The following is a 25,620-nucleotide window of genomic DNA, read 5'->3' as shown; positions in this document are numbered from 1 at the left end:
GTTCCAGTGAAGAATTTCGGGAAACCAAATAGTACCGCTTTGGTACAGTATAGGTCAAACCCTAAGTTGATTTATCCCTGTTTATTCCACGGCGGATTGCTGCAACTGCCACATCCGGGCGTAGCGGCCATCCTGTGCCAGCAGCGCCGCATGGGTGCCCTGCTCCACGACCCGGCCCGCATCCAGCACCAGGATGTGGTCGGCCTGCACGATGGTGGACAGGCGGTGGGCGATGATCAAGGTGGTGCGGCCCTGGGCAATCCGGTTCAGCTGATCCTGGATGGCGCGCTCGGTGCGGGTATCCAGAGCGCTGGTGGCCTCGTCGAACACCAGAATGGGGGGAGACTTCAGCAAGGCCCGGGCGATGGCGACCCGCTGTTTTTCACCGCCCGAGAGCTTCAGCCCGCGCTCGCCGACCGGGGTGTCGTAGCCCTGGGGCAGCGCGGCGACGAAATCATGGATATGGGCGGCCTGGGCGGCGGCGTGCACTTCTTCCCGGGTAGCGTCCGGCCGGCCATAGGCGATGTTGTAGCCGATGGTGTCGTTGAACAGCACGGTATCCTGGGGAACAATACCGATGTGGGCCCGCAGGCTGGCCTGGGTATAGTCGCGGATATCCCGGCCATTGATCCGCACGGCCCCCGCCGTGGTGTCGTAAAAACGAAACAGCAGGCGCGACAAGGTGGATTTCCCCGCCCCGGAGGCGCCCACCACGGCCAACGTCCCCCCTGCCGGCACGGTGAAGCTGACCTGATGCAATATCTGCCGGTCGGGCTGGTAGGCGAAATCGACGGCGTCGAAGCACAGGCTGGCGGCATCCGTGCGCAGCACCGCCGCGCCGGGACGGTCGGCCACCTCCTGGTGGTTGCCCAGCAAGTCGAACATGCGTTCCATGTCGGCCAGGGCGTGCTTGATTTCGCGGTACACGAAGCCCAGGAAATTCAACGGCGCGTACAGCTGGGTCAGGTAGGCCGACACCAGCACCACATCGCCCACGGTCATGCCGCCCGCCGCCACCCCTCGGGCCGCTTGCCACAGCAAGGCCGTCATGCCCAGGGTGATGATCAGGCTCTGGCCCATGTTCAGCAGGTTCAGCGATACTTGGTTGTGCACGGCGGAATCCACCCAGCGGCGCATATCTTCGTCGTAGCGCCGGCTTTCATAGGCTTCGTTGCCGAAATACTTGACGGTTTCGTAGTTCAGCAAGGCATCGACGGCTTTGCCATTGGCCTGGCTGTCCAGGGTGTTCATGGTGCGCCGATACACCATGCGGCGCTCGGTCACCAAGAGGGTAAACAGGATATACGCCGCGATCGTGCCCAAAGTCAGGCCGGCAAACACCCAGTCGTAGCGCCACAGCAGAATGCCGGTGACCAGGGCGATCTCCAACAGGGTGGGCAGGATGTTGAAAACGGTGAAATTCAATAAAAACCCAATACCCTTGGTGCCGCGCTCGATGTCGCGGCTCAATCCCCCAGTGCGCCGCCCCATATGGAAACGCAGGGACAGCGACAGCAGGTGCCGGAACAACTGGCCGGCCACCTGCTGGATGGCCCCTTGGGTGACCCGGGCGAACAAGGCGTCGCGCAGTTCGCCGAATATCCCGGTGGCCAGGCGCGCCAGGCCATAGCCCAGCAGCGCGGCCACCGGCACCGCCAGCAGCGTTTCCGGCACGCCCAGGCCGTCGATCAAGTCCTTCAGGTAGACCGGCGTCAACACATTGGCCAGCTTGGCGATGACCAGACAGGAAAATGCCAGAACCACCCGGCCACGGTAGGCCCAGACATAGGGCCACAGGCTCTTGAGGGTTTGCCAATCGTCGCGGCGCGCGGGCGCGGGGCCCGTATGGGATAAACGCATGGAAAAACTTCGATGAATTAAGTGACAAGCCGCCAGGCGGCACGCTGGGTTATGCCTGTGGCTGCGCATACAATAGAGGCCATTGAAGTGAACCCGGCCTGGCCGGAAAGATTGTATGACTGTTTCGGTTTTTGACTACGAGGCGGAACTGCTGGCTTGCGCCGCCGGCGACCAGGCTGCCTTTCACGCCTTGTACCACCACGAATCTCCCGCCATGCGGGCCTTGGCGCTGGCGATGCTGGGCGCGCCCGAGCAGGCGGACGAGGTCTTGCACGAAACCTTTATCCTGATCTGGCGCAATGCCTCGGGCTACAGCCCGGCCATCGGAACCGCGCGCGCCTGGATATACAGTATTTTGCGCTACCGGGCGCTGGAGCGCCTGCGCCGTTGCCGTCTGGCGGGCGACACCGACGCCGAAAACCTGCCGCTGCCCGCCCTGAATCTGCAGTCCGGCCTGGTGCAGACCGCCTTGTCCCAGCTTCCCGGCCCCCAGCGGGACGCTTTGCTGCAAGCCTATCTGCACGGCGGCGACCCGGCCCGCATCGCGGCCCGGCTCGACCGCACCGAACCGGATATCCAGGCCTCCATCGAAGCTGGCCTCAGCCACATCGACGCGGCGGTGCACGCATGAAATCCCACCGCGCGTACTCCGATCACGAAATCGCCTGCTATGTGCTGGGGCTGGACATGCGCGAACAAGCGCAAGACATCCAGGCCCGGCTGGCGCGCGACGACGCCGCCGCCGCCCGCGCCCTGAAATGGGAAGCCTATTTTCTGGATATCGTGGACGGCCTGCCGGCCAGCCCGCCGCCGCCGGAACTGCTGACGCGGGTGCAAAACAGCCTGGGGATGGAATACATTGCGTTCCCGGGCGAAACCCGCCCCGGACACCAGCCAGAGGCCGGAACGGCCGCCAGCCCGCCCGCCGAAGACCACAAGCCTCGAGGCCGGAGCCCGCGACCACGCAAACGTCTGATGATCACGGCGGGCTTGTGCGTGGCGACGGGCCTGCTGGTGCTGCTGACCTGGGCCAGCCTGCGTCCCACCCCCAGCACGGTGCTTCAGCAAGACATCCAGCTGCCCGGCCAGACGCAATCTTAGGCTTGGCGACCGACGGCGGTTATGGGCAGTTATAGCTTGAGCAGCCCCTCGGCCTGATTGGCGGGCCGGGTGGCCTGCCCCAGCGCCTGGCGCAGTTGCTCGCGCACGGCCTGCAGGTCTTTGCGCAGCGCCTGGAGTTCGGTGCCGCTGAAGCGGACGGCGGCATCCTGGTCGTGCGGCATGTCGCCCCCATCGCCCAGACGGTTGCGCGCCCCGGCGATGGTGAAACCCTGTTCGTACAGCAGATCGCGGATGCGGCGCACCAGCAAGACTTCGTGGTGCTGGTAATAACGGCGGTTGCCCCGGCGCTTGACCGGTTTGAGCTGGGCGAATTCTTGTTCCCAGTAGCGCAGGATGTGCGGCTTGACCCCGCACAGATCGCTGACTTCGCCGATGGTGAAATAGCGTTTGGCGGGAATGGGAGGCAATGCCGTGGCGGACGCGGTGGTCATTATTCGGCCCCCCCAGGTGCGTCGATGCTGCCCTTCAGTTTTTGACTGGCGTGGAAAGTGACCACCCGACGAGCCGAAATCGGGATGACTTCGCCGGTTTTGGGGTTGCGCCCGGGGCGCGGGGGCTTGTTGCGCACCTGAAAACTGCCAAAACCGGACAGCTTGACTTCGTTGCCATGCACCAGGGCATCGCGCAATTCGGCAAAAAAAGTGTCGACCACGTCTTTGGCCTCGCGCTTGTTCAAGCCGACCCGCTCGAAGAGCATGTCGGCCAGATGGGCTTTGGTGAGGGTACGATCCGTCATCACTTGCTAATCTCCTATGTCCGCAACCGGGCCTGATGGCCCTGCACCAAGGCCTGGGTCAGGCGCTGCACGCAGTATTCGATCTGGCTTTCATCCAGCGTGGATTCCCGCCCCTGGAACCAGAATCGCAGCGCCAGGCTGCGCTGGCTTGCCGAGGCTGAATCCCGCCAGATATCGAATAGTTTAATGTCTTTGACGACCGACAGGGCGGCGTCGTCCTGGATTTGCTTGTGCAGTGTATCAAGCAATGCCTGCCAGGAAACATCCGCCTCGACCCAGACGGCCAAGTCGCGGATCACCACGGGCTGGCGGGACAGTTCCGCGGGCTGAGGAAAGACCTTGGCGGCGATGGCCTCGGCGTTGATTTCAAACACCACGGGCGCGTGGGCAAGATCCAGCGCCTGCGCCCAACGAGGATGGACTTCGCCCAGCCAGCCGATGGCCTGGCCGTCCAGCAGGACGCGGGCGCTGCGCCCGGGGTGCAGCGCCGGGTGGACGGCGGCCTCGAAGCGCAGGCCTTGGGCGCGCGCGCCCAACAGCGTTTCCAGGTCGCGTTTCAGATCGAAGAAATCCACCTGGCGCACGGCTTCGCCCCATTGCTCGGGCAGCGCCGGCCCCCACGCGGCCCCGGCCAGATGATTGGGCTGCGCCACGCCGGCCACGGTCAGGTCGCCCTCCGCGACGGCGGCATCGCGGCGGAACACGCGGCCGAACTCGAACACCCGCACCCGGTTCTGGCGGTGTTTGGCATTGTGAGCGATATTGGCCAACAGGCCGCCGATCAGGCTGGAGCGCATGACCGCCAACTGGCTGGCAATGGGGTTCAGCAGGCGAACAGGCTGGGTGTTGTCGCAATAGTTGTTTTCCCAGGCTTCTTCGACGAAGGAAAAATTGATGACTTCCTGGAAATCCAGGGCGGCCATGGCGGCCCGCATGGCGTGCGGGCCATACAGGGTCTCGGGCAAGACGCGCATCCGGGCCGGGGCCACGGGCGGCTGATCGGGGATCCGGTCGAAGCCATGAATGCGGGCGACCTCCTCGATCAGGTCTTCTTCGATGAGCAGATCAAAGCGCGCGGGCGGCGGGGTGACGATGAAATCATCGTCCTGCTGCCGGAACGCAAACCCCAGACGGGTGAACACCTCGGCGACCTGCCCGGCTTCCAGGGCAATCCCCAGCACTTTGGCGCAGCGGGACAGGCGCATGCGCACCGGCTCGCGGGCGGGCAGGCGGATGACCTGGTCGTCCAGCGGGCCGGCTTGGCCGCCGCAGATGTCCAGGATCAGCTGCGTCATGATGTCCAGATGCTGAGGAATCGTGGAGAAATCCACCCCGCGCTCGAAGCGGTGGGCCGCCTCGGAGGTGAGCTTGAAGCGGCGCGTCAGGCCCATGATGGCCTCGGGCCACCAGAACGCGGCTTCCAGAAAGACATCGGTGGTGTCCAGCGTGACGGCGGAATCCAGGCCGCCCATCACACCCGCCAGGCTTTCCAGCGCCTGGCCGGTGCCGATGACGCCGACATCGGGGGTCAGTTCGACGGTTTGCTCGTTCAGCAGCGTCAGGGATTCGCCCGCCTGCGCCCAGCGCACGGTCAGCCCCCCCTGGATGCGCTGCAAATCAAAGACGTGGGTAGGCCGCCCCAGTTCCAGCATGATGTAGTTGGAGATGTCCACCAGGGCGGACACGGAACGCTGCCCCGCCCTTTCGAGGCGGGATTTCATCCAGCCCGGGGTGGCGGCGCGCGCGTTGACGCCGCGCACGATGCGCCCGGCAAAGCGACCGCACAGATCGGGCGCCTGGACGCTGACCGGCAGCCGATCCGGGATGGTGACGGGCACCTGGGGCACGACGGCCTCGCGCATCGCGCAGCCGGTCAAAGCGGCGACTTCGCGGGCCACCCCCTGGATGGACAGGCAATCGGCCCGGTTGGGCGTCAATTTCAGGGTATAGACGGTGTCGTCCAGATCCAGCGCCTGGCGCAGGTCGGCGCCAGGCGCCAGGCCGGCATCCAGGGCCAGCAGGCCTGCGTGATCCTGGGACAGGCCCAGTTCGCGCGCCGAACACAGCATGCCCGCGGATTCGATCCCGCGCATCTTGACCGGGCCGATCGTCATGCCGCCGGGCAGCTTCGCCCCGACCCGGGCCAAGGGCACGACCAGGCCAACGGCCGCGTTGGGGGCGCCGCACACGATCTGCAGCGGTTGGCCCGCGCCGTCATCGACCTGGCAAACGCGCAGTTTATCGGCATCGGGGTGCGGCGCAATGGCGTCGATACGCGCCACCACCACCCCGGAAAAAGGCGGCGCATAGGGGTCTGCGTCTTCGACCTCCAGGCCGGCCATGGTCAGCCGGTCGGCCAGGGCCTGGCCGTCGATGTCAGGATTGGCCCAGTCGCGCAGCCATGATTCTGGAAATTGCATGATTCGGATTCCGTATTGCCAAGACAGGGGTCTCCAGTCGGGCGCGTGGCGCGCCGCGCTGGACACTAGACGCTAGACGTTGAATTGACGCAAAAAGCGCAGGTCGCCTTCAAAGAACTGGCGCAGATCATTGACGCCATAACGCAGCATGGTCAGGCGTTCGAGGCCGGAGCCGAAGGCGAAGCCGATGTAGCGTTCGGGGTCGAGGCCGAAATTGCGCACCACCTGGGGGTGAACCTGGCCAGAACCCGAGATTTCCAGCCAACGCCCCTGGTTGGGCCCCGAGGTGAACATCATGTCGATCTCGGCCGAGGGTTCGGTGAACGGAAAAAACGAAGGCCGGAAGCGCAAGGTCAGGTCGTCGGTCTCGAAGAAGGCCCGCAGGAAATTGGTATACACGCCCTTGAGATCCGCGAAGGAGATGTCTTCGGCGATCCACAGGCCTTCCACCTGGTGGAACATGGGCGAATGGGTGGCGTCGCTGTCCACCCGGTAGGTGCGCCCCGGGGCGATGACCTTGATGGGCGGCGTATGCATGCGGGCGTAGCGCACCTGCATGGGGCTGGTGTGCGTGCGCAGCACCAGCGGCAGGCCGCCGGCATCCTGCATGTCCACGTAGAACGTGTCTTGCATCGAACGCGCCGGATGGTTTTCCGGGTTGTTCAAGGCCGTGAAATTGGTCCAATCGTTTTCGATCTCGGGGCCGTCGGCCACGTCGAAGCCGATCGAGCGGAAAATCTGCTCGACTCGCTGCCAGGTTCGGATCACGGGGTGAATCCCGCCCGCGCCGCGCCCCCGGCCCGGCAGGGTCACGTCAATGGTCTCGGCGGCCAGACGCTGATCCAGCGCGGCCTGGGCCAGTTCGGCCCGGCGCTGATTGAGCAAGGCCTCGACCTGCTGCTTGGCCTGATTGATCTGGGCCCCACGCGCTTTTTTTTCATCGGCCGGCAAACCCGCCAGGCCCTTGAGCAAGGCGGTCAGCGAGCCTTGTTTGCCCAGAAAGACCGCTTTTTCGTTTTCCAGTGTCGCAACATCCCCGGCTTGGGCAAAGCGGCCCTGGGCCTGCTGGATGAGTTCGTCGAGCGTCGTGTCCATAGTTTCTTCCAAAACGCAAACGGAGCCCAGGCGAGCTCCGTTTGCGATGAGACAGAATCAAAAACGAAACTGTATCAATTAGGCCAGTGCGGATTTCGCCTGAGCCACGATGGCGGCAAAGCCGGCCTTGTCGTTGACGGCCATATCGGCCAGCACCTTGCGGTCGAGTTCGATCGAGGCTTTTTTCAGGCCGGCGATGAACACGCTGTAGGTAACGCCGAGTTCACGGCAGCCGGCGTTGATCCGGGTGATCCACAGGGCGCGGAAGGTGCGCTTTTTATTGCGGCGGTCGCGGTAGGCATACTGGCCCGCCTTCATCACCGCCTGTTTGGCGATGCGGAATACATTACCGCGGCGACCACGGTAACCCTTGGCGGCTTTGAGGACTTTTTTGTGGCGTGCACGTGCGGTGACGCCGCGTTTGACGCGAGGCATTAGACTTCTCCGATCAAGCGAAAGGCAACATCGCCTTCACGGCGGCGACATCGGAATCATGGACAGCGGTAGAACCGCGCAATTGGCGCTTGTTCTTGGTGGTTTTCTTGGTCAGGATGTGACGTTTGAAAGCCTGGCCGCGCTTGATGGAACCACTGCCGCGCACCTTAAAGCGCTTGGAAGCGCCTTTTTTGCTCTTCATCTTGGGCATAACGATTACTCTGTTGACTTGGCGAACTTGGGTGGCCCGACAGACCGGGCGCTTTTTTGACCTGTTGTCCGCAATCACGTAATGGCCCGCATGCGCAACGTGCACGCCATGGGCCACTGCTTTCCGGCCACCAATTAAGGAAACCAGGAAAAGCCCTTGATTATAGGGTGATTTATTATGTTTTGTCGAACTGCTGTTCTAAAGCCTGCACCCGGGCCTCCAGGGCATCGACCCGCTGGAGGGCGCGGGCCAGCAGATCGGCCTGGACGTCGAACTCTTCGCGGGTGACCAGATCCATCCGGGCGAAGGTCTGGGCCATCAGCGCCTTCAGGTTGCGCTCGATGTCGGCGGCCGGGGTCTTGGCCAGCAGATCGGACACGTTTTTCTGGAAATCATCCAGCCATTGGTTGGGGGCGATCACAGCGGCCTCCTGGGTAATCGAAAGGCCTATTTTACGACAGCGTCCCCTTCGGGGCGAAATTGAATCGCCTGCGCCAGGGTCGCCTGATCCAGCACGTCGGCCTGCCGCAGGTCGGCCAGCGTGCGCGCCACGCGCAGCATGCGCTGGGTCACCCGCGCGGACCAGCCCCATTTCTCGACCGTGCGCGTCAGCAGTGCTTCGCCCCCGGCGTCCAGCGCGGCGTGCCGGGCCAGGCCGGCGGCATCCAGGGCCGCATTCAGCCGCCCCTGCCGATCCAGTTGGCGCTGCCGGGCCGCCAGCACCCGCGCCCGCACCACGGCGGAACTTTCCCCCGGCGGCGCGTCATGCCAGGCGCCTTCCACGGCCAGCGCCACCTGCAGGTCGATGCGATCCAGCAACGGGCCGGATACCCGGGCGCGATAGCGGGCCACCTGCTCCTGGGTGCAGGCGCACCGCCGTCGCGGATGGCCCAGCCAGCCGCAAGGGCACGGGTTCATGGCGGCGACCAGCTGGAAGCGGGCCGGAAAGTGGCAACTGCCGGCCGCCCGGGCAATCGTGACGACGCCGGTTTCCAGCGGTTCGCGCAGGGACTCCAATGTCCGCCGATCGAACTCGGGCAATTCATCCAGGAACAGCACGCCATGGTGGGCCAGGCTGATTTCCCCGGGACGCGGGTACGCCCCGCCGCCCACCAGCGCCGACCGCGTTGCGCCATGATGAGGCGACCGGAAAGGCGGGGCCAGCGGCAGCGACAACAAGGGCTGAACCAGGCCATGCACGGCGGCAACTTCCAGCGCCTGCAGGCGGGTCAGCGGCGGCAGCAGCCCCGGCAGCCGCTGGGCCAGCATGCTTTTGCCCACCCCCGGCGGCCCGCGCATCAACAGGCTGTGCCCGCCGGCGGCGGCGATTTCCAGGGCATGACGGGCCAGGGCCTGGCCCCGGACGTCGCTGAGACACGGCGGGGCCGGCCCCGCCGCCTGCCAGGGCGCCGGACAGGCGACGGGCAGCGCCTGTTCGCCCCGGAAGTGGCGCACCACGCCATCCAGGCTGTCGGCCGCCAGGGCTTGAAGGCCGGGCACCAGCGCAGCCAGCCGGGCCGACGGCGGCGCCATGACCAGGATGGCCCGCGGATCGTCCCGGGCAACCGACAACGCAATCGCCAGGGCGGACGCCGCCGGCATCAAAGCCCCCGTCAGGGACAGCTCCGCGGCCAGCACATAATGCCGCAAGCCCGGCCCATTGCCCTGCCCGTCCACGATCTGCCCCGAAGCAAGCAATATCCCCAGCGCAATCGGCAGATCGAAGCGGCCCGAATCCTTGGGAAGATCGGCCGGGGCCAGGTTGACCGTGATGCGCCCCTCGGGAAACTCGAAGCCGCTGTTCAGAATCGCGGCGCGCACGCGGTCGCGGCTTTCGCGCACCCCCGCCCCCGGCAGGCCGACCAGCGAAAAAGCGGGCAGGCCATTGCCCACATGCACTTCGACCTGGACGGGCCAGGCCTGCAGTCCAGACAAGGCCCGGCTGGCCAGCACGGCAAGCGACATGGCAGTCCTTCAAATGGGTTGCAATGGCCCTACTATAGGCAGGCCGCGCATTGAAAAGGGCGCTGACGCGCCCTTTTGGTCATCCTGGCCTGCGTCGGAAACCGCCCGCGGCCCGCCTGCGCAGCGATGTCGCCGGCCCGGGTCATCCCGGGGCGGGCTTGGCCCCTCGTCCCCGCAGCGCGGGCGCGAGGATTCGCTTACTGCTTGTTGCCCACGGCATCCTGAATGGCCGCATCCGCCTTGGCGGCGCCCTCGGCGACGGATTCGCGCGCGCTTTCGGCCGCTTGCCCGGCCTTGTCGGACAGATCGGCGGCCCCTTCCTGAACCGCCTGGCCGGTTTCGGCCATTTTTTCCTTCGCCTGCCGGGCGGACTCTTGCAGCTTTTCTTCAAGCGTCGGCTGCTGAACCGGGTCTTGCGCCCCTTGCACCTGGCCTGCCGGCGGAACCGGATCAGGCGTCGGCGCGATGGACGGAGCCGGCGCCGTGGACGGCGCGGGCGCGGGCTCGGGCGCGACCGGCTCGTCGCTCTTGGAGCAAGCGGCCAGCAGCCCCAGGGAAGCCGCCAGGATGGAAATCGTCAGTGTTTTGCGCAGCATATTCATATTCTCCCGATTCAAGTGATCGACGTGCTGTGCGGATGGCGCCCGGGGGAACCAGGCAGTCAGCATCCGTTCAACTCGCATTCTAGTGGGATTGAATAAAGGGTAAACCCTGACATGTAAAGACTGATTGCACGGCAAGGCCTTTGGGCCGATTCAAGGACAACTGGATACAGGCTGTGCATTTTGCACGCATCTCGCCAAGTCGTCCGCCGGCATGGGGCGGCCATACCAGTAGCCCTGGCCATAATCGCAGCCCGCCTGCAGCAGCAGCTTGTGGTGCGCCTCGGTCTCAATGCCTTCGGCGACCACCTGCATCCCCAGCTGGTGGGCCATCAGGATGATGGCCTGACACAGAACCAGATCTTCGGAGCCGGGGGTCAGGTGGTGCACAAAGCTTTGGTCTATCTTCAAGAGATCCACCTTGAAGCGTTTCAGGTACGACAGAGAGGAATAGCCCGTGCCGAAATCATCCAGGGCGATTTGCACGCCGGCGGCGCGAAACGTCTTCAAGCGGGCGGCGGATTCTTCTTCCGCCGCCATCAGCAGGCGCTCGGTGATTTCAATGGCCACGGCGGATCCAGGCAAGCCATGGCGCTGCAAGGCCGCCACCCAGGCATCGGCGTCCAGGCCTTCGTATTCGAACTGCACGGGCGAAACATTGACGCTGATGGAAAAGTCCGGATCCAATTGCTGGCGCCAGGCCTGAGTCTGCGCCAGCACACAGTCATAAATCCAATCGCCGATCGGCACGATCAGCCCACTGTCCTCGGCCAAGGGGATGAAGTCGGCCGGGCTGACCATTCCGCGCTCGGGATGCGGCCAGCGGATCAGGGCTTCCGCCTTCACGATGCGGCCGCTGCGCAAATCGACGATGGGCTGGTAGTGCAGGACGAAGCGCTTTTCATCCAGGGCCAATTGCATGTCGCGCAGCAAATCGCGCCGCGTCTGGGCGGACTCGCGCATATCGGCGGAAAACAGGGCGTATTGATTGCGCCCCAGATCCTTGGCGGCATACATGGCCAGATCCGCATGCTTGAGCAGCGCGACGGCGTCTTCGCCATCGCGCGGATAGAAGGTGACTCCGACGCTGGCCGAGATGTGCACGGTGGTGGTATTGAGCACATAAGGCTGGGCCACCGCTTTCAATACCTTGTCGCAAATGGGCATGACATCCTCGACTTTGCCCAGGTTCTGGATGATCAAGGTGAACTCGTCGCCGCCCAGGCGGGCCACCAGGTCGGAGCCGCGCACACAGCCCATCAAGCGCCGCGACACCAGACGCAGCAGCTCGTCGCCCTCATCGTGCCCGAAGGTGTCGTTGACTTCCTTGAAGAAGTCCAGATCCAGAAACACCAGCGCAAACGGCCGGCCGGATTCCTTGGACGCCTGGATGCTGCGCTGCAAATTGGCATGAAACATCTGCCGATTGGGCAGCTGCGTCAGGTGGTCGTAGTGCGCCTGATGCCAGATGGAGGCTTCGCGGCGGCGCTTCTCCGTAACGTCGGAAAACAGACCAATCCGGCAGTTCACGCTGCCATCGTCGTTATACGACGTGTTGATGGTCAGCTTCTCGATGTATTCCTCGCCCGATTTGCGCCGGTTCCAGAGGTCTCCGCTCCAGCGCCCGGTCGCGTACAGCGACTGCCACATGGCCTCGTAGAACTCCTTGCTCTGGCGGCCCGAACTGAGCAGGTTCAGGCGCTTGCCGACGACTTCGTCGGCATGGTAGCCCGTGATGGTGGTGAAAGCCGGGTTGATGTCCTGCACATGGCCGTCTTCGTCGGTGACCACCATGGCCTCGCTGGTGTGGGCATATACCAGCGCCGCGCGTTTCAGCGAGGCGCGCTCACGCACGACTTCATCCAGCAGGCGTTCGATGTGCGCGGCGGATTCGTTCAGGGCCTGGCCCAGGCGGCCCAGTTCGTCGGCCCGGCGCAAATGGGTGCGCGCCGCATAATTGCCCGCGGTCAACTGCTGGCAATGCCGCACCAGGCGGTCGATGGGCTTCAGTACCTGGCGCGACACCATGATGTAGGCCAGCCCCAGCAGCAGCAGGTCGAGCAAAAACAAGGAAAACGAACTATACAAGGCCCGCTGCTGCACGTTGCGCGCGTGCTGAATCAGATCCGCCAACAGGGCCTCGACGCTATCGAGCAGCTGTCCGCTGCTGGCCAGCAGCGGGCCGGGGTCGACGATGGCCGCGCCGCGGCCATCCAGGTTCAGCGCGATCCTCCGATAAAAATCCGCGACGTATTCCTGGAACAGCAACCAGTCGCGCCCCACCCTGTCCAGGTAAAGGGCCTGCTCGTATTCGACGGCGGGGATCGCCAGGCCGAAGGCCGTCCCGCCCGACATCAAGGCGTGGAAAACATGCTCGAAGGTTTCGGCCTGGGCCGCGAGATGGCTATGGTATTGGCCGGGGGCGATGGATTCGGCCAGGGCTTCCAGGGCGATGCGCTGACTGAGCATGCGCATTTTCCCCGCGACATTGACGGTGGACGCCACATTGTCCGATTCGTTGAGCAACGCCCGGACGATGAGGATATTGCTGACCGCCAATACAATGATCAAGGCAAAGGACAGCAGGACTTTATGCCTGAGGCTGCGCAGGCCGGGCAGGCCAAATCGCCAACGTGCGCCCCGGGAGGATGAAATCATGTGGTTCTCTGTATAGTCGGGCCGGCGACACGGCCTCATCGCCTGATCACAGTGTAATTGGCCCGACAATAAACCTGGGTTTGGAAAAAAATAAACTCGGGGATTAATTGATCCGCATCAAACCGACAGCGCGGCCAGGTCGATGCGCTCGGCCCGGTTGAGGGCCGAAGCCACCTTGACCCGCAAGGCATTGGAATGGGCCGCGCGGATTTGCTTCTTCACGTCCAGCAGCTGCTGCGGGTGCATGGAGAACCCGGTCAGCCCCAGACCCAGCAGCATGCGGGTGACCCGGACATCGCCCGCCATCTCGCCGCACACGGACACCGGCTTGCCCACCCGTTCGCCGGCATTGATCGTATGCGCGATCAGGCGCAGCACCGCCGGGTGCATGGGATCGTACAAGGCGGCCACGTCCGTGTCTCCCCGGTCGATGGCCAGCACATACTGGATGAGGTCGTTGGTGCCGATCGACAGGAAATCCAGCGTTTCGGCAAAAGGCTCGATGGCAATCGCCATGGCGGGGATTTCAACCATGGCCCCCAGCTGAACCCGAGGATCATGGGGCGTCCCGGCCGCCGCGAGCTCGTCGGCTGCGCGCGCCAGCGCCCGGCGCGCCGCGACGATTTCATGCATGTGCGACACCATGGGGATCAGAACCCGAACCGGCCCATGCACGGCGGCCCGCAGCAAGGCCCGCAATTGGGTATTGAAAAGGTCGGGATTGGCCAGGCAATAGCGGATGGCGCGCAGCCCCAGCGCGGGGTTGGTGGCCACCGTGGCCTCGCCGTCCAGGGTCTTGTCCGCCCCGATATCCAGCGTGCGGATGGTGACCGGCCGCCCGGCCATGGTGCGCACCACCGACGCATACGCCTGGTATTGTTCTTCTTCGGTGGGCAGCACGGCGCGGCCCATGAACAGGAATTCGCTGCGAAACAGCCCGATGCCTTCGGCCCCCGCCGCCAAGGCATCCGCCGCTTCTTCGGGCAGCTCGATGTTGGCCTGCATGCAGACCTGGACGCCGTCCAGAGTCATCGCCGGGGCGAAACGCAGCGCCTTGAGCTCGTCGCGCTCGCGCAGGAAGGCGGCCTGGCGGCGCTGGTATTCCTGCAGAACGGCGGGCGGCGGATTGACCACCACCAGGCCATGGATGCCATCGACGATCAGGCAGTCGCCATCGCGCACCAGGGTGCGCACCAGCCCCATCCCCACCACGGCCGGGACATTCATGCTGCGCGCCACGATGGCCGTGTGCGAAGTCGCGCCGCCCAGATCGGTCAGGAACGCGCCGAATTTCCCGCCGCGCAGGCGCATCATGTCGGCCGGCGAAATATCGCGGGCCACCACGATCAGGCTGCCTTCGGTATCGAGTTCGTCGAGATTGGGCAGCCACTGCGCCGACCCCGACAGCACCCGCAACACGCGCTCGATCACCTGGCGCACATCGGCGCTGCGTTCGCGCAGATAGGCATCCTCCATCAGGGCGAACTGTTCGGCCAGAATCTGCCCCTGGGTGGTCAGCGCCCATTCGGCGTTGTATTGACGCTCGTCGATCAGTTGGCAGACCGACTGCACCAGCATCGGATCCTGCAGCAGCATGGCATGCACCGAGAGCAGCACGCCCAGCTCGCGCGGGGCGTCGTCGGGCAGCGTGTCCACCATCTGGTGCAGGTCGTCCACGGCCGCGTCCACGGCCTGGCACAAGCGTTGTTTTTCGGCGGCGATATCTTCGTGCGCGATCCGGTAGTGGGCGACTTCGAGGGCGGCGGCGCTCATGACCACCGCGCGGCCGATGGCATAGCCGCGCACCACCCCCTGGCCGTACAGACACAGGGATGATGCCAGGCAGTGGCGCGGGGGCTCCGGCGACGGGTCGCCGGGCTGCGCCGGGGGTTTATTCGGATTCGCCAAATTTTCCATCGAACAAGGCCTGAATATCGGCGAGGGCCTGGTCTTCGTCGGCGCCCAGGGCCTCGACCCTGACACTGACCCCCAGGCCGGCGGCCAGCATCATGACGCCCATGATGCTTTTGGCATTGACGCGCTGCGCCCCGCGGGAAATGAAGATTTCGCTGGCATAACGCCCCGCCAGCTGGGTGAGTTTCGCCGCCGCGCGGGCATGCAGGCCAAGCTTGTTGGATATCACCAGATCAATGGATGGCATGGGCGGGCTCCGGGTCAACAATCGAGAGGGGGGTCTGCATTGACGATCCCGCGCAGCGCCCCCTGTCGCACGCGTTCGCTGAGGGATTCGGGGTTTTCCTGCTGCTCGGTCAAGGCCTTGAGCACCATGCACGCATTGGTTCCCGTCAACAGGTGAATCATATAACCTTCGCCCAGGGATTGCCGCAGCACCTGGGCGGCGATATTGAAGGGCGTCGCCCCATACAGGTCGCACAGCATCAGGATCGGCTGATCGGCGGAACCTTCGCGCACCCAGGCCAGAATCCGCTCGGTTTGCTGCGGCGGCGGCGCATCCGGCTCGATGTCGAAGACCTGAAGATCGGGCACCCGCCCCAGCACATGCTGGGCACAGTCCCGGAAAGCGGACCCCAAGGGCTGGTGCATCACCAGGGCCAGACGCGTTTTCATGCCCGCCCCACCGCTTGCCGCAAGGCGTCGACGAAGCGCCCGGCCACGTCAAAGCCGGTTTGTTCGGTGATTTCGACGAAACAGGTGGGGCTGGTGACGTTGATTTCAGTCATGTACTGGCCGATGACGTCCAGGCCGATCAGCAGCAGGCCGCGCGACGCCAGGCGGCCGCCCACGGCCTGAGCCAGTTCGAGATCGCGCGGCGTCAAGGGCTGGGCCACCCCCCGGCCGCCGGCCGCCAGATTGCCGCGGGTCTCGCCCTGCAGGGGAACCCGCGCCAGGGCGTAGGGAATGGGCTCGCCCCCGATGATGAGAATGCGCTTGTCGCCCTGGACGATCTCGGGGATGTAGCGCTGCGCCATGATGCTTTGGGTGCCCAGGGCGGTCAGGGATTCGAGGATGGCGCCCAGGTTGGGTTCCTTGGGCTGCAGGCGAAAGACGCCGCTGCCCCCCATGCCGTCCAGGGGTTTGACGATCACATCCTGGTGCTGCTGGTGGAAAGCGCGCAGGCGCGCCATGTCGCGGGTGACCAGCGTGGGCGCGGTGTACTGGGCAAATTCGGTGATGGCCAGCTTTTCGGGGTGGTTGCGGATCGCCGCCCCCGAGTTGAACACCCGCGCCCCCTGGGCCTGGGCATAATCGAACAGATGCGTGGCGTAGACATATTCCATGTCGAACGGCGGGTCTTTACGCATCAATACCGCATCGAAATCGGCCAGATCGGTTTCCACGGGCGCATCGGCCTGCGACCACCAGTCGTGGCCATGCCAATCGGGACGGTCGCGCAGCCGCACCGCGGTGGCGGCGGCCCGCACCCGGCCCTGGTCGATATACAGATCGGCCATCGTGGCGCAGCTGAAGCGGTCACCCTGCGCCGCCAGGCTGCGCATCATGGCCACGGAAGAGTCCTTCCAGGCTTTCAGGCCGGTCAAGGGGTCGATGACGAACAGAACGTGCATGATGGACCTACAAAACAACAAGTAACCCGGGCAACCGGCCCGCTGAACCGCCACGATGCCGCCATGAGGAACCCGCCCGCGGCCTGACTCAGCCGGCCTTGCGGCGGGGCGCCAGCACCATCACCATTTGCCGGCCTTCCAGCTTGGGCATGGCTTCGACCTGGATGAGTTCGCCGAGGTCGTCGCGCACGCGTTCGAGCACGCGCATGCCGAGTTCCTGGTGCGCCATTTCGCGCCCGCGAAACCGCAGCGTGACCTTGGCCTTGTCGCCGTCTTCGATGAAACGGCGCAGATTGCGCAATTTGACCTGGTAATCGCCTTCGTCGGTGCCCGGGCGGAATTTGACTTCCTTGACCTGGATGATCTTCTGGCGCGCGCGGGCTTCGGCCTGGCGTTTTTGTTCCTGGTATTTGAATTTGCCGTAATCCATCAACCGGCAAACCGGGGGACTGGCGGTGGGAGCGATTTCGACCAGATCCACGTCCTTGTCTTCGGCCATGGACAAGGCCTCGGAAGTGCGGACGATGCCAAGCTGCTCGCCGTCGACGCCGATCAGGCGGACTTCATGAATGCGGATTTCACCGTTGACGCGGTGTTTCTTTTCGGTTGCGATGTCAAGGACTCCTGTGAGTGAATAAAACCAGAGGGGAAATCAGGCCTGCCCTGATTCGGCCCCTGTCTGACGGGTATGAATATCCTGCTGCAGACGGGCGACGAAATCGGCCACGGGCATGGTGCCCAGGTCGAGTTTGCCGCGGCCGCGCACGGCGACGGCGCCGGATTCGCGCTCTTTATCGCCAACAACCAGAATATACGGAATTTTCTGCAAGCTGTGTTCGCGGATTTTGCGCGTAATCTTCTCGCCGCGCAAATCGGCAAACACCCGGAAGCCCTGCTTGACCAGGGACTTGGCCACCTGATCGGCGTAATCGGCGGAACCGTCGGAAATACAGCACACCACCGCATGGTGCGGCGCCAACCAGGCCGGCAGGGCCCCGGCATGGTTTTCGATGAGCATGCCGATGAAGCGTTCGAGCGAACCCAGGATGGCGCGGTGCAGCATGACGGGCGTGCGGCGCTGATCCTGGGCATCGACGTATTCGGCCCCCAGGCGCGCCGGCATGGAAAAATCAACCTGGATGGTGCCGCACTGCCAATGGCGGCCAATGGCGTCCTTCAGGGTGTATTCGATTTTCGGGCCATAGAACGCGCCCTCCCCTTCGGAGACCTCGTAGGCGCAGTGGGTCAGATCCAGGCTGTCCATCAGGGCTTTTTCGGCCTTGTCCCAGACGTCGTCGGCGCCAATGCGCTTTTCGGGGCGCGTGGCGACCTTGTACAGGATTTCGGTAAAGCCGAAATCCGCATAGACTTTCTGCAGCAGCCGGGTGAAGGCGGCGCATTCTTCCTGCAACTGGTCTTCGGTGCAGAAGATATGGCCATCGTCCTGGGTAAAGCCGCGCACCCGCATCATGCCGTGCAAAGAGCCCGAGGGCTCGTTGCGGTGGCACTGGCCGAATTCGCCATAGCGCAGGGGCAGTTCACGATAGGAATGCAGCCCGGCATTGAAAATCTGCACATGGCCGGGGCAGTTCATGGGCTTCAAGCCGTACACGCGGTTTTCGGATTCCGTCGTGAACATGTTTTCCTGGTAGTTGTCCCAGTGGCCGGTTTTTTTCCATAGCGACAAGTCCAGGATCTGCGGGGCCTTGACTTCTTGGTAGCCGTTGTCCTGGTACACCTGACGCATGTACTGCTCGACCTGCTGCCAGACCGTCCAGCCCTTGGGGTGCCAGAAGATCAGGCCGGGGGCTTCGTCCTGAAAATGGAACAGATCCAGTTCTCGGCCGATGCGGCGGTGATCGCGCAATTCGGCTTGTTCCAGCATGTGCAGGTAGGCATCCTGATCGGCCTGGCGAGCCCAGGCCGTGCCGTAAATGCGCTGCAGCATTTCGTTTTTGCTATCGCCGCGCCAATAGGCGCCGGCGACCTTCATCAGCTTGAAGACCTTCAGACGCCCCGTGGACGGCACGTGCGGGCCCCGGCACAGGTCGATGAAATCACCCTCGCGGTACAGGCTGATTTTCTCGTTGGTGGGGATGGAAGCGATGATCTCGGCCTTGTAGGCCTCGCCGATCCCGTGGAAGAACTTGACGGCTTCGTCGCGATCCCATTCTTCGCGTGTAACGATTTCATCCCGGCGGGCGAGTTCGGCCATTTTCTTTTCGATGGCTTCGAGGTCTTCGGGCGTGAAGGGGCGCTTATACGAGAAATCGTAGTAGAAGCCGTTGTCGATGACCGGGCCGATGGTGACCTGGGCATCGGGAAACAGGGATTTCACGGCATACGCCAGCAGGTGGGCCGTGGAGTGCCGGATGAGATCCAGGCCCTCGGGGTCTTTGTCGGTGACGATGCTGAGGCGGGCATCCCGGTCGATGACATGGCTGGCATCGACCAACCGGGCATCCTGGCCATCCACGGCCACTTTGCCCGCCAAAGCCGCCTTGCCCAGGCCGGTCCCGATCGACTTCGCCACATCGAGCACAGAAACCGGATGATCGAACTCGCGCTGCGAGCCGTCGGGCAAGGTGATGCAAACCATGAATAAGTGTCCTGAAAATACAAAAAGCGGCCTGCGCCGCGTCGGAAAGTATAGATATTGCCAAACAGGGGGTCGTCCCCTGAAGTTTAGCAACCAGACTGCCAACAATCAATTTTACCTGGTTTCGCGGAAAGCCCTGTCGTTCACGTCGGGGATGGATAGCGCGGACAGCATCGCTGTCCTATACTGCCAGCTGTAAATATATCCAGCTAACTATGCGACGTCTACAAGCCTTCAAATACGAACTGATGCCCGACGGCCAGCAGCAGCGCCAGATGCGCCGCTACGCTGGCTGCTGCCGGTTCATATTCAACAAGACGCTGGCGTTGCAGAAGGCGCGTTACGGGCAGGGCGAGAAAAAGCTCGGCTATGCCGAATTGTGCAAAGAACTGACGGGTTGGAAAAGCGCAGCAGGCCATGAGCCGCAAGACCCGGTTCAGCAACAACTGGAAAAAGGCCCGCGCCCGCGTCCAGCGCATTCACGCCCGCATTGGTCATACCCGCCGCGACTACCTGCATAAAGCCACGACCACGATCAGCCAAAACCACGCGATGGTGTGTATCGAAGACTTGCAGATACGCAATATGTCCAAGTCGGCGGCAGGCAGCACCGACAAGCCGGGTAGAAACGTCCGGGCAAAATCCGGCCTGAACAAGGCCATTCTGGATCAGGGCTGGTTCGAGTTCCGCCGCCAACTGGACTACAAGCTGGCGTGGAACGGCGGTTATCTCATGGCTGTGCCGCCGCAGAACACCAGCCGAAATGGTGGTCGGACTATCTGGAGCAATGTGCAAGCCATACCCCATCCGATCAATCCCATACCCCATCCATACCCCATCCCGCCTTGGCTGCGCTTGGAACCCCTTGGCAACCCTTGCAAGTAAAAAGCCGCGAAACCTAATGTTTACGCGGCTTTCTTGGCAGGGTTGGGCAACCCTTGGCAGAATTCTGGTAGGCAGTACTGGATTCGAACCAGCGACCTCTACGATGTCAACGTAGCGCTCTAACCAACTGAGCTAACCGCCTGAAGAAAGAACGAGATTATAGGGAGGCTTTTTTTCCTTGTCAAGCCATTGCCGCCAGCACGGTGCGCGCCAGGCGCTGGGCGGGCAGCCCGGTGCGCAATTCGACCCAGGCCGCCCGGTGCAGGAGGTCGGCGGCCGACTGTGACAGGAGATGCCCCTTGAAGGCCAGCACGACGGTATTGCCTTCGTCGATCTCGGGCAGACACAGCACTTGCCCGCCGAATGCGGCGCGAATGGCCTGCAGATTGGGCTGGAAGCTGTCGTGGTCGCCAAACAGGTTGACGGTCATGATGCCAGGCTCATCCAGCACTCGGAAGCAATCGCGGTAAAAAGCGGGGTCGCCGCACACCGGCCCCTGAGCCTGGCAGTCATAGAGATCGACCATCAGGGCGCGGTACGTCCCGGCCCGCTGGGGATCGGCCACCCAATCGGCGGCATCGGCCACATCCACCACGGAGCGGGCTGTCTCGGACAGACGGAAATACGCCAGGCAAACCGCCAACACCGCCGGATTGCGATCGACGGAGACCACCTGCGACCGGGTATGGCGCAAGGTAAACCGCAGCAAAGACCCCGCCCCCAGGCCCAGTATGCCGATATGGTCGCGGGCCGAGGGCGACAGGAACAGCAGCCAGGCCATCATTTGCTGCGTATAGGCCAGGACGAGCTCAGAGGGCCGCGCCACCCGCATGGCGCCTTGGATCCATTCGGAATTGAAATGCAGGTAGCGGATGCCATCCTGCTCGGACAGTGTGGGTTCATCGGCTTCGATGGCGGCCTGGCGAGCGGCCAGACGGTGAGTGCGGGGCATGGCGCATCCAAGGAGACAAAAGGGCAAACCAGCGGCTTGGGCTGCCTTAATGTACACCAGTGTGTCATCAGAATCTTTTCGGTGGTGAACACAAGCGTGCTGCCGTCCGCCATTGCGCATGCGTCATCAAGATATGCTGACCGGACAGTGAAAAGGCATGGCATCCACGTGCTGTTTGTATATAATCGCCTATGAAATTGATAATTGTTATCATTACATAATCATCCCCCTTTACCCCTCAGAGAGACTTTTCATGCGCGACACCCCACGCTTGCAGCCGTCGCGGCGCTCTGCCGCACTCCTGGCCGCCGCCCTGGCGCTGTGCCTGTCCGGCACCGCTTTCAGCGCCTCGCCGCCGTCGTCCACCAAGGACCGGCTCTGGATGAGCACCAACTACCTGCAGCAGCTGAAGGGGTGTGAGATAAACCCAGGGCAAATAGTGAGATAAATGGCCGGGATTTATGGGGACATACGGGAATGTAAAGGGAAATCTGCAACGATATTGCAGATATTTTGGTCAGAAAAGGCGATTCTGGTTCTGATCAATCAGTCTCTTGGTGACACGATCAATCACTTTCCGAATTCCACTTTGGGTCAATCCCCATCGCTTTGATGTTTCAGAGAAATCACCACGGTGAGATTCGTATATTTCCATGTCGCGGATCGAAATGAGGTACTTTTGGTCCATAGGGAAAACAATGTACTGCCCTGGCCACTTGTCCATCAAACAGTTGACGACAGCAGTCCCGATCATTTCCCCCAACGCCCTGTCGTAACCAAGTTCTTCGACTTCCTTTGCGACGGTCTCGATGATATCTGTGTAGAGTTCGTGACGCACATGCTCCATGCGCGTGGATTTTTTCGACATCAGGCTGTTCCTTGGTACTGACGGGCCAGGCGTTGTATTTCTACCCATGCTCCTTGCATTGGGTCGTATGTCCCGCGCCTGAATGCATCAATCAGCAAAGCTTGCAGGTGGGTGTACTCATGGGCTTGTAAAGGCAGCAATTTGACTGACTCTGACGCAGCCATAACCTTGTTCGGCAAGTAGCGCATGATCCATTTTTTCAGTGATTCGATCAGCGTCAGCGCTTGATCCCCATTTGTCCATTGCAGAGCGTCTACGCCTGCCAGCCGTTTGACGTATGCAGCCAGTGCCCGTTCTGATGGGTCACGAACAATGCCCAGTTCATGAGCAAACAACCACATAGCCCTGACTTTCTTATCCACAGGGGATGATGCCAGGGCTCGACTGCCCTTTTTGCCGCTTGGACGCACCTTGAACCCGCATTTTTTCATGTGATCCAAAACGGCCTGCAATTTGGACGTGTCCATATCCGCCGCCGATGGGACGTTTCCAATCCGGCGCAGGATGGCTCGGTAGGTGTCATCGTCCATAGCCAGATCTCGGCGGGCTACATGGATGACGCGAATCAGACGTTTTCGATCAGCAGACAAATCTACATCTCCAACTGCAACGGTGCATTGCGCACACCAACCCCCCCGCGCAAGACTGCGCTATCGCCGTCCTGGTATCCACGCATCTGGTCGCGGGATGTATCGATTTTCTTGCTTCTCCTGTCGGTGCTGCGCAGATCGCCAAGGTTTGGGTGCTTTTTAAGCATGTATGCAGCAACGGCCTGCTCCTGTTCCTCGGTTTGCTCGTAATTTGTCAGCAAGCGTGAGACCTTTTGCACCCAGGCATTGCAATACGCATCGGCGCGGATCGTTTTGTTTTTCTTTTTGAATCGCCGCAACTCTGTATCCATATATTCGCGCCGCGATTTGCGCAGTTGTCGCATCAAAACGTCCATGGAATAGCTGGCTACCTCGACACTGGGCGAACAGCCTATATACAGCCACTGCCCTGGGTTCCAGCCCCCTGTGGAGAACACAACCTGGCACCCGCTTGCTCTGCCGATCAAAACAGCGAGCTGTGATTCGTACAGAGCAGGACGTTCGTTGGCGCTTGCCTTCACCGGTATTTCGGAAACGCTGGCCGCTAGGATGTCCGGGTGGTCGATCCCATACTTGAGCATCAACGCTTGGGCTTGGCGCATAGCATTCGCAGCTTCGTTCGCCTCGCCGCTGCGGGCCATATCCAAACATGCTTTGATTTTGCGGATGACGTCGTCTTTATCCATATATCCTCCGGTTGCTCATCAGTGCCTGGCCACCACGCCAGGCAGACGCCCCGGCCGCCGCCGGAGCGTTTCGCAGGATCAGGCCGCCGCATCCTTCAATGATTTGGCGGGCGTGAATTTGACGACGCGCTTGGCTTCGATTTCGACGGTTTCGCCGGTGCGTGGGTTGCGACCGGTGCGGGCGGCGCGTTCGGCGACATGGAATTTGCCGATGTCGGGTAATGCCAGTTCGTCACCTTCGCCCAGTTTGCCAACGAGTACGGCGCGAATGCCCATAAGGACAGCCTGAACGGCCGCTTTTGGTTGGCCAGTCAGATCGGAGATGGTTGTGATCAGTTCTTTTTTGGTCAGTGCCATAATTGTTCCCTTATATATAGAGGGTAGTTTTCCGGGAAAACCCGGGGAAATTTAATCGGTTGTAGGTGGTATGCCGCCTAACGCAGCAACCAGGTCGCCCAGCAGGTGGGCTAATTCGCCCGTCATCAGGGTGAAATCGCTGTCGAATTGCTCGGCTTCATTAGCAGCCTGGGCATCCTGGTGCTCTTTCAGGACGTCCAGTGGGGCAACCCGCTTGATGTCTAAGTTGTCCGTCAGGACGAATGACACGCGGTCGTTCCAGGTCAGGGCCAAGCGAGTGCACTGCTTGCCTTCGCGGATGCGATACACCGCCTCTTTTTGATTAATCGTCTGATTCAGATAGCGAACAGTGGCCTTGGATTCACCCGTAGAACACAGTTCTGCATTCTGGTCGATGGTGAACCCAGCAGGGGCTTCGTTTTCACAAAGCCACTGTGTCATCGCGCGGGCGGGCGCAACTTCAACGTGCAGCGGCACAATGGGAAACGGTGCCAGGGTCCTGGCCAGCATGCCCAGGACTTCGTCGCTGCTGGCCGTGGCTGCTGCGTCAATGGCCACCCAGCGATTGATGGTGTCGATCCAGACCCGGGTGTCGTGGACAATGACAAAGGCGCGGGGCAGTAGCTCCATCGTCATTTGCTCCTTGATTTCCTTCATTTGCTTGCGCCCGGGTTTGTAGCCCTGCTGCTCTTCGATCTGGATGGCGCGGGCTTTGCTGGCCTGGTTGACGACCGATGCGGGCAACAACTTTTTTTCAACGTGCAAACGCAGCAAAATTTGTCCATTTTGTGCGTAGACCAGGCCGCTGTCATCACGCGGCGGCATCCAACCAGAAACCTGATTGTCCTGGCTGCTGCCGGGACGAAAGGCCAAGAGATTTAAGGCCGCTTCCAGGTCGGTGACCGTTAGCTTGGCTTTAGGGGCCAAACGGTAGAGTTTCAGGTTTTTGAACCACATATCACGCCCCCGCGACATCAAGCGGAATCGGTACATACCGATCTGAATCACCCACGCGTTCGTAGACCCGGATGTAGGACTTGCTGCCCACCACCTGGACCGATTCGCTGATGGCCTGCATTGCCTCTTGCCAGCGCGGATCGTCGATGTTGACGCGGCGCAGGGCAAGGATGCGGGCGGTGTTCAGCTGACCTGCCTTGCCGACCTCGAAAGCGCGGTCGATCAGCGCCCGGATTTCGGGCCCAGTGCTCTTGGTCCAGTCGCGCAAGCACTCGTCGATGAGCGCCTTGGCGGCCTGCAGCCGCTCGTCGAACACGATCGACTCATCGCATGCCCGCAGGACCTTGTAGCGGCCGTCGAACGACATCAACGTGACGTTGCCCTTGGTGCCGCCGACCTTCGCGCCGTATTGCTCGGCGCTCAGTTCGATAAAAGCGGCGATGTCGCCGAAGGCATGGACCTTGTAGTCGCGCAGCTGCCCGGCGCATTGTTTGGCCCCATCGACCAGCTTGGCGACGAGCACGTCGCGCTCCAGGTCAATCGGCTTGATGGTTTCAATGGGGATCAGCCGTCCCTGGCCATCCTGTTTGTACCCATCCGGGATCGGAGTTTGTGCCGTCATGATCCGGCTCCTTTGTTCACGGTTTTGAAAAGCGCCTCCCGAATATGGGCGGGCATCGGGGTGCGCGGCTCGCTGGTGGTTACGGGCTGCGCCGCGCGGGTTTGCGTTGTGCCCAGGCCAGAATGGCCCTGCCGTTGCCGCTCTGTCCGGGTTTCAGCCTGGGCGTCTGCCTTGGTGGTCATCTGTACGACCACCTCCAGTAAATAGCCGTGGGATTTGAGTGGCAATTTCAGGCCACCAGAATGCCCGCGCTGCACCACTTCTTCCAGCGCAGCCTTCCAGTAGTCCAGTGGCGCCGACATGGATCGACCGCCGCGTTCGACTTGGCAGGACCTGATCATGGGCACCAGGTCTTCCAGCAGGCTCGCCATCCGTTCGTACCGGATGTCCTGTTTTGCTGGTGCAAAAAGGCCGATGTATGCCATGAGCGGACGCAGCAAACTGGATGCACT

General features: G+C 62.5%; 28 protein-coding genes, 1 tRNA gene, 1 other RNA gene and 1 pseudogene. 4 read left to right on the top strand and 27 right to left on the bottom strand.

Going from position 1 to position 25,620, the window contains the following annotated elements:
• Window positions 1-81: 81 nt before the first annotated feature.
• Window positions 82-1,860, bottom strand: coding sequence for an ABCB family ABC transporter ATP-binding protein/permease (locus tag ACMHYJ_RS02335; protein ID WP_414244584.1), 1,779 nt, complete (start codon window positions 1,858-1,860; stop codon window positions 82-84).
• Between the two features lie 115 nt (window positions 1,861-1,975).
• On the opposite strand from ACMHYJ_RS02335, the gene ACMHYJ_RS02330 reads away from it, so the two are divergent.
• Together ACMHYJ_RS02330 and ACMHYJ_RS02325 are read left to right on the top strand one after the other, a co-directional pair.
• Window positions 1,976-2,491 carry a sigma factor gene (locus ACMHYJ_RS02330; protein WP_414244583.1) on the top strand — a complete coding sequence of 172 codons (516 nt, stop codon included), beginning with the start codon at window positions 1,976-1,978 and terminating at the stop codon, window positions 2,489-2,491.
• The gene (locus ACMHYJ_RS02325) at window positions 2,488-2,961 is read left to right on the top strand and encodes a hypothetical protein (protein ID WP_414244582.1); all 474 of its coding nucleotides are present in this window, start codon (window positions 2,488-2,490) and stop codon (window positions 2,959-2,961) included. The genes ACMHYJ_RS02330 and ACMHYJ_RS02325 overlap by 4 nt, the downstream gene beginning before the upstream one ends.
• Before the next feature lie 29 nt (window positions 2,962-2,990).
• Here ACMHYJ_RS02325 and ACMHYJ_RS02320 read toward each other — a convergent pair whose 3' ends face one another.
• The 16 genes from ACMHYJ_RS02320 to thrS form a co-directional block, all read right to left on the bottom strand.
• Complete coding sequence (locus ACMHYJ_RS02320; protein WP_414244581.1) at window positions 2,991-3,413, bottom strand: MerR family transcriptional regulator; 423 nt, start codon at window positions 3,411-3,413, stop codon at window positions 2,991-2,993.
• Window positions 3,413-3,718: an integration host factor subunit alpha gene (locus ACMHYJ_RS02315; protein ID WP_414244580.1), complete on the bottom strand. Its 306-nt coding sequence runs from the start codon at window positions 3,716-3,718 to the stop codon at window positions 3,413-3,415. The genes ACMHYJ_RS02320 and ACMHYJ_RS02315 overlap by 1 nt, the downstream gene beginning before the upstream one ends.
• Before the next feature lie 14 nt (window positions 3,719-3,732).
• Window positions 3,733-6,138, bottom strand: a complete 2,406-nt coding sequence (pheT, locus tag ACMHYJ_RS02310) for a phenylalanine--tRNA ligase subunit beta (protein ID WP_414244579.1) — start codon at window positions 6,136-6,138, stop codon at window positions 3,733-3,735.
• Window positions 6,139-6,210: 72 nt separating this feature from the next.
• On the bottom strand, window positions 6,211-7,233 hold the full coding sequence (gene pheS, locus ACMHYJ_RS02305) for a phenylalanine--tRNA ligase subunit alpha (RefSeq protein ID WP_414244578.1): 1,023 nt from the start codon (window positions 7,231-7,233) through the stop codon (window positions 6,211-6,213).
• A 78-nt stretch (window positions 7,234-7,311) separates the two neighbouring features.
• Complete coding sequence (rplT, locus tag ACMHYJ_RS02300) at window positions 7,312-7,668, bottom strand: 50S ribosomal protein L20 (protein ID WP_414244577.1); 357 nt, start codon at window positions 7,666-7,668, stop codon at window positions 7,312-7,314.
• A 13-nt stretch (window positions 7,669-7,681) separates the two neighbouring features.
• Entirely contained in the window at window positions 7,682-7,879 is a 198-nt protein-coding gene (gene rpmI / locus ACMHYJ_RS02295) for a 50S ribosomal protein L35 (RefSeq protein WP_414244576.1), read from the bottom strand.
• 175 nt (window positions 7,880-8,054) lie between these two features.
• The gene (locus ACMHYJ_RS02290; protein WP_414244835.1) at window positions 8,055-8,297 is read right to left on the bottom strand and encodes an accessory factor UbiK family protein; all 243 of its coding nucleotides are present in this window, start codon (window positions 8,295-8,297) and stop codon (window positions 8,055-8,057) included.
• Between the two features lie 29 nt (window positions 8,298-8,326).
• Complete coding sequence (locus ACMHYJ_RS02285) at window positions 8,327-9,844, bottom strand: YifB family Mg chelatase-like AAA ATPase (RefSeq protein ID WP_414244575.1); 1,518 nt, start codon at window positions 9,842-9,844, stop codon at window positions 8,327-8,329.
• 197 nt (window positions 9,845-10,041) lie between these two features.
• On the bottom strand, window positions 10,042-10,440 hold the full coding sequence (locus ACMHYJ_RS02280; RefSeq protein WP_414244574.1) for a hypothetical protein: 399 nt from the start codon (window positions 10,438-10,440) through the stop codon (window positions 10,042-10,044).
• Between the two features lie 159 nt (window positions 10,441-10,599).
• On the bottom strand, window positions 10,600-13,104 hold the full coding sequence (locus ACMHYJ_RS02275) for an EAL domain-containing protein (RefSeq protein WP_414244573.1): 2,505 nt from the start codon (window positions 13,102-13,104) through the stop codon (window positions 10,600-10,602).
• Window positions 13,105-13,221: 117 nt separating this feature from the next.
• The gene (gene ptsP / locus ACMHYJ_RS02270; protein ID WP_414244834.1) at window positions 13,222-14,928 is read right to left on the bottom strand and encodes a phosphoenolpyruvate--protein phosphotransferase; all 1,707 of its coding nucleotides are present in this window, start codon (window positions 14,926-14,928) and stop codon (window positions 13,222-13,224) included.
• Window positions 14,929-14,995: 67 nt separating this feature from the next.
• Window positions 14,996-15,265: an HPr family phosphocarrier protein gene (locus ACMHYJ_RS02265; RefSeq protein ID WP_414244572.1), complete on the bottom strand. Its 270-nt coding sequence runs from the start codon at window positions 15,263-15,265 to the stop codon at window positions 14,996-14,998.
• A 14-nt stretch (window positions 15,266-15,279) separates the two neighbouring features.
• Window positions 15,280-15,693, bottom strand: coding sequence for a PTS sugar transporter subunit IIA (locus ACMHYJ_RS02260; protein ID WP_414244571.1), 414 nt, complete (start codon window positions 15,691-15,693; stop codon window positions 15,280-15,282).
• Window positions 15,690-16,652 (bottom strand): glutathione synthase, encoded by a 963-nt coding sequence (gene gshB, locus ACMHYJ_RS02255; protein ID WP_414244570.1) that lies wholly within the window; start codon window positions 16,650-16,652, stop codon window positions 15,690-15,692. Before gshB ends, ACMHYJ_RS02260 begins: the two co-directional genes overlap by 4 nt.
• 88 nt (window positions 16,653-16,740) lie before the next feature.
• On the bottom strand, window positions 16,741-17,265 hold the full coding sequence (infC, locus tag ACMHYJ_RS02250) for a translation initiation factor IF-3 (RefSeq protein WP_414244833.1): 525 nt from the start codon (window positions 17,263-17,265) through the stop codon (window positions 16,741-16,743).
• A gap of 39 nt (window positions 17,266-17,304) precedes the next feature.
• A complete protein-coding gene (gene thrS, locus ACMHYJ_RS02245) occupies window positions 17,305-19,251 on the bottom strand; it encodes a threonine--tRNA ligase (protein ID WP_414244569.1) in 1,947 nt (648 codons plus the stop codon).
• A gap of 215 nt (window positions 19,252-19,466) precedes the next feature.
• Between thrS and ACMHYJ_RS02240 the strand changes: the two are divergent.
• A pseudogene (locus ACMHYJ_RS02240) lies at window positions 19,467-20,013 on the top strand (RNA-guided endonuclease InsQ/TnpB family protein); the annotation flags it as partial.
• 188 nt (window positions 20,014-20,201) lie between these two features.
• On the opposite strand, the gene ACMHYJ_RS02235 reads toward ACMHYJ_RS02240, so the two are convergent.
• Together ACMHYJ_RS02235 and ACMHYJ_RS02230 are read right to left on the bottom strand one after the other, a co-directional pair.
• Window positions 20,202-20,278 (bottom strand) — tRNA-Val (locus ACMHYJ_RS02235).
• Window positions 20,279-20,317: 39 nt separating this feature from the next.
• Window positions 20,318-21,088, bottom strand: coding sequence for a spermidine synthase (locus ACMHYJ_RS02230; protein WP_414244568.1), 771 nt, complete (start codon window positions 21,086-21,088; stop codon window positions 20,318-20,320).
• 253 nt (window positions 21,089-21,341) lie between these two features.
• On the opposite strand from ACMHYJ_RS02230, the gene ACMHYJ_RS02225 reads away from it, so the two are divergent.
• Window positions 21,342-21,536 carry a hypothetical protein gene (locus ACMHYJ_RS02225; protein WP_414244567.1) on the top strand — a complete coding sequence of 65 codons (195 nt, stop codon included), beginning with the start codon at window positions 21,342-21,344 and terminating at the stop codon, window positions 21,534-21,536.
• A 69-nt stretch (window positions 21,537-21,605) separates the two neighbouring features.
• Here the strand turns inward: ACMHYJ_RS02225 and ACMHYJ_RS02220 are convergent, their stop codons facing one another.
• The 8 genes from ACMHYJ_RS02220 to ACMHYJ_RS02185 form a co-directional block, all read right to left on the bottom strand.
• Window positions 21,606-21,956, bottom strand: a complete 351-nt coding sequence (locus tag ACMHYJ_RS02220; protein WP_414244566.1) for a Mor transcription activator family protein — start codon at window positions 21,954-21,956, stop codon at window positions 21,606-21,608.
• Window positions 21,956-22,486 carry a regulatory protein GemA gene (locus tag ACMHYJ_RS02215; RefSeq protein WP_414244565.1) on the bottom strand — a complete coding sequence of 177 codons (531 nt, stop codon included), beginning with the start codon at window positions 22,484-22,486 and terminating at the stop codon, window positions 21,956-21,958. The genes ACMHYJ_RS02220 and ACMHYJ_RS02215 overlap by 1 nt, the downstream gene beginning before the upstream one ends.
• 62 nt (window positions 22,487-22,548) lie before the next feature.
• Window positions 22,549-23,232 (bottom strand): DUF2786 domain-containing protein, encoded by a 684-nt coding sequence (locus ACMHYJ_RS02210; RefSeq protein ID WP_414244564.1) that lies wholly within the window; start codon window positions 23,230-23,232, stop codon window positions 22,549-22,551.
• Between the two features lie 5 nt (window positions 23,233-23,237).
• Window positions 23,238-23,308, bottom strand: an RNA gene (locus ACMHYJ_RS02205) — hammerhead ribozyme type II.
• A gap of 2 nt (window positions 23,309-23,310) precedes the next feature.
• Window positions 23,311-23,589: an HU family DNA-binding protein gene (locus tag ACMHYJ_RS02200; RefSeq protein WP_414244563.1), complete on the bottom strand. Its 279-nt coding sequence runs from the start codon at window positions 23,587-23,589 to the stop codon at window positions 23,311-23,313.
• Window positions 23,590-23,640: 51 nt separating this feature from the next.
• Window positions 23,641-24,546: a recombination-associated protein RdgC gene (locus ACMHYJ_RS02195; RefSeq protein WP_414244562.1), complete on the bottom strand. Its 906-nt coding sequence runs from the start codon at window positions 24,544-24,546 to the stop codon at window positions 23,641-23,643.
• Between the two features lies 1 nt (window position 24,547).
• Window positions 24,548-25,168 (bottom strand): DUF3164 family protein, encoded by a 621-nt coding sequence (locus ACMHYJ_RS02190; protein ID WP_414244561.1) that lies wholly within the window; start codon window positions 25,166-25,168, stop codon window positions 24,548-24,550.
• On the bottom strand, window positions 25,165-25,593 hold the full coding sequence (locus ACMHYJ_RS02185; RefSeq protein ID WP_414244560.1) for a hypothetical protein: 429 nt from the start codon (window positions 25,591-25,593) through the stop codon (window positions 25,165-25,167). The genes ACMHYJ_RS02190 and ACMHYJ_RS02185 overlap by 4 nt, the downstream gene beginning before the upstream one ends.
• Window positions 25,594-25,620: the final 27 nt, after the last annotated feature.

The sequence above is a fragment of the Castellaniella hirudinis genome, assembly GCF_047468865.1.
Taxonomy (GTDB): domain Bacteria; phylum Pseudomonadota; class Gammaproteobacteria; order Burkholderiales; family Burkholderiaceae_B; genus Castellaniella; species Castellaniella hirudinis_A.
Note: the sequence above shows the minus strand (reverse complement) of the source record. Positions and strands in the feature narration are given on the sequence as shown.

Bases quoted from the DNA above. Each gene is read 5' to 3' on its own strand.
- ACMHYJ_RS02215 (WP_414244565.1), bottom strand. From the start codon at position 22,486: ATGGACGATGACACCTACCGAGCCATCCTGCGCCGGATTGGAAACGTC.
- ACMHYJ_RS02225 (WP_414244567.1), top strand. From the start codon at position 21,342: ATGCGCGACACCCCACGCTTGCAGCCGTCGCGGCGCTCTGCCGCACTC.
- pheT (WP_414244579.1), bottom strand. From the start codon at position 6,138: ATGCAATTTCCAGAATCATGGCTGCGCGACTGGGCCAATCCTGACATC.
- pheS (WP_414244578.1), bottom strand. From the start codon at position 7,233: ATGGACACGACGCTCGACGAACTCATCCAGCAGGCCCAGGGCCGCTTT.
- ACMHYJ_RS02200 (WP_414244563.1), bottom strand. From the start codon at position 23,589: ATGGCACTGACCAAAAAAGAACTGATCACAACCATCTCCGATCTGACT.
- rpmI (WP_414244576.1), bottom strand. From the start codon at position 7,879: ATGCCCAAGATGAAGAGCAAAAAAGGCGCTTCCAAGCGCTTTAAGGTG.
- ACMHYJ_RS02230 (WP_414244568.1), bottom strand. From the start codon at position 21,088: ATGCCCCGCACTCACCGTCTGGCCGCTCGCCAGGCCGCCATCGAAGCC.
- ACMHYJ_RS02275 (WP_414244573.1), bottom strand. From the start codon at position 13,104: ATGATTTCATCCTCCCGGGGCGCACGTTGGCGATTTGGCCTGCCCGGC.
- ACMHYJ_RS02320 (WP_414244581.1), bottom strand. From the start codon at position 3,413: ATGACCACCGCGTCCGCCACGGCATTGCCTCCCATTCCCGCCAAACGC.
- ACMHYJ_RS02195 (WP_414244562.1), bottom strand. From the start codon at position 24,546: ATGTGGTTCAAAAACCTGAAACTCTACCGTTTGGCCCCTAAAGCCAAG.
- ACMHYJ_RS02265 (WP_414244572.1), bottom strand. From the start codon at position 15,265: ATGCCATCCATTGATCTGGTGATATCCAACAAGCTTGGCCTGCATGCC.
- ACMHYJ_RS02190 (WP_414244561.1), bottom strand. From the start codon at position 25,168: ATGACGGCACAAACTCCGATCCCGGATGGGTACAAACAGGATGGCCAG.
- ACMHYJ_RS02330 (WP_414244583.1), top strand. From the start codon at position 1,976: ATGACTGTTTCGGTTTTTGACTACGAGGCGGAACTGCTGGCTTGCGCC.
- ACMHYJ_RS02210 (WP_414244564.1), bottom strand. From the start codon at position 23,232: ATGGATAAAGACGACGTCATCCGCAAAATCAAAGCATGTTTGGATATG.
- ACMHYJ_RS02325 (WP_414244582.1), top strand. From the start codon at position 2,488: ATGAAATCCCACCGCGCGTACTCCGATCACGAAATCGCCTGCTATGTG.
- ACMHYJ_RS02280 (WP_414244574.1), bottom strand. From the start codon at position 10,440: ATGCTGCGCAAAACACTGACGATTTCCATCCTGGCGGCTTCCCTGGGG.
- gshB (WP_414244570.1), bottom strand. From the start codon at position 16,652: ATGCACGTTCTGTTCGTCATCGACCCCTTGACCGGCCTGAAAGCCTGG.
- ACMHYJ_RS02335 (WP_414244584.1), bottom strand. From the start codon at position 1,860: ATGCGTTTATCCCATACGGGCCCCGCGCCCGCGCGCCGCGACGATTGG.
- ACMHYJ_RS02220 (WP_414244566.1), bottom strand. From the start codon at position 21,956: ATGTCGAAAAAATCCACGCGCATGGAGCATGTGCGTCACGAACTCTAC.
- ACMHYJ_RS02285 (WP_414244575.1), bottom strand. From the start codon at position 9,844: ATGTCGCTTGCCGTGCTGGCCAGCCGGGCCTTGTCTGGACTGCAGGCC.
- rplT (WP_414244577.1), bottom strand. From the start codon at position 7,668: ATGCCTCGCGTCAAACGCGGCGTCACCGCACGTGCACGCCACAAAAAA.
- thrS (WP_414244569.1), bottom strand. From the start codon at position 19,251: ATGGTTTGCATCACCTTGCCCGACGGCTCGCAGCGCGAGTTCGATCAT.
- ACMHYJ_RS02185 (WP_414244560.1), bottom strand. From the start codon at position 25,593: ATGGCATACATCGGCCTTTTTGCACCAGCAAAACAGGACATCCGGTAC.
- ACMHYJ_RS02260 (WP_414244571.1), bottom strand. From the start codon at position 15,693: ATGAAAACGCGTCTGGCCCTGGTGATGCACCAGCCCTTGGGGTCCGCT.
- ACMHYJ_RS02315 (WP_414244580.1), bottom strand. From the start codon at position 3,718: ATGACGGATCGTACCCTCACCAAAGCCCATCTGGCCGACATGCTCTTC.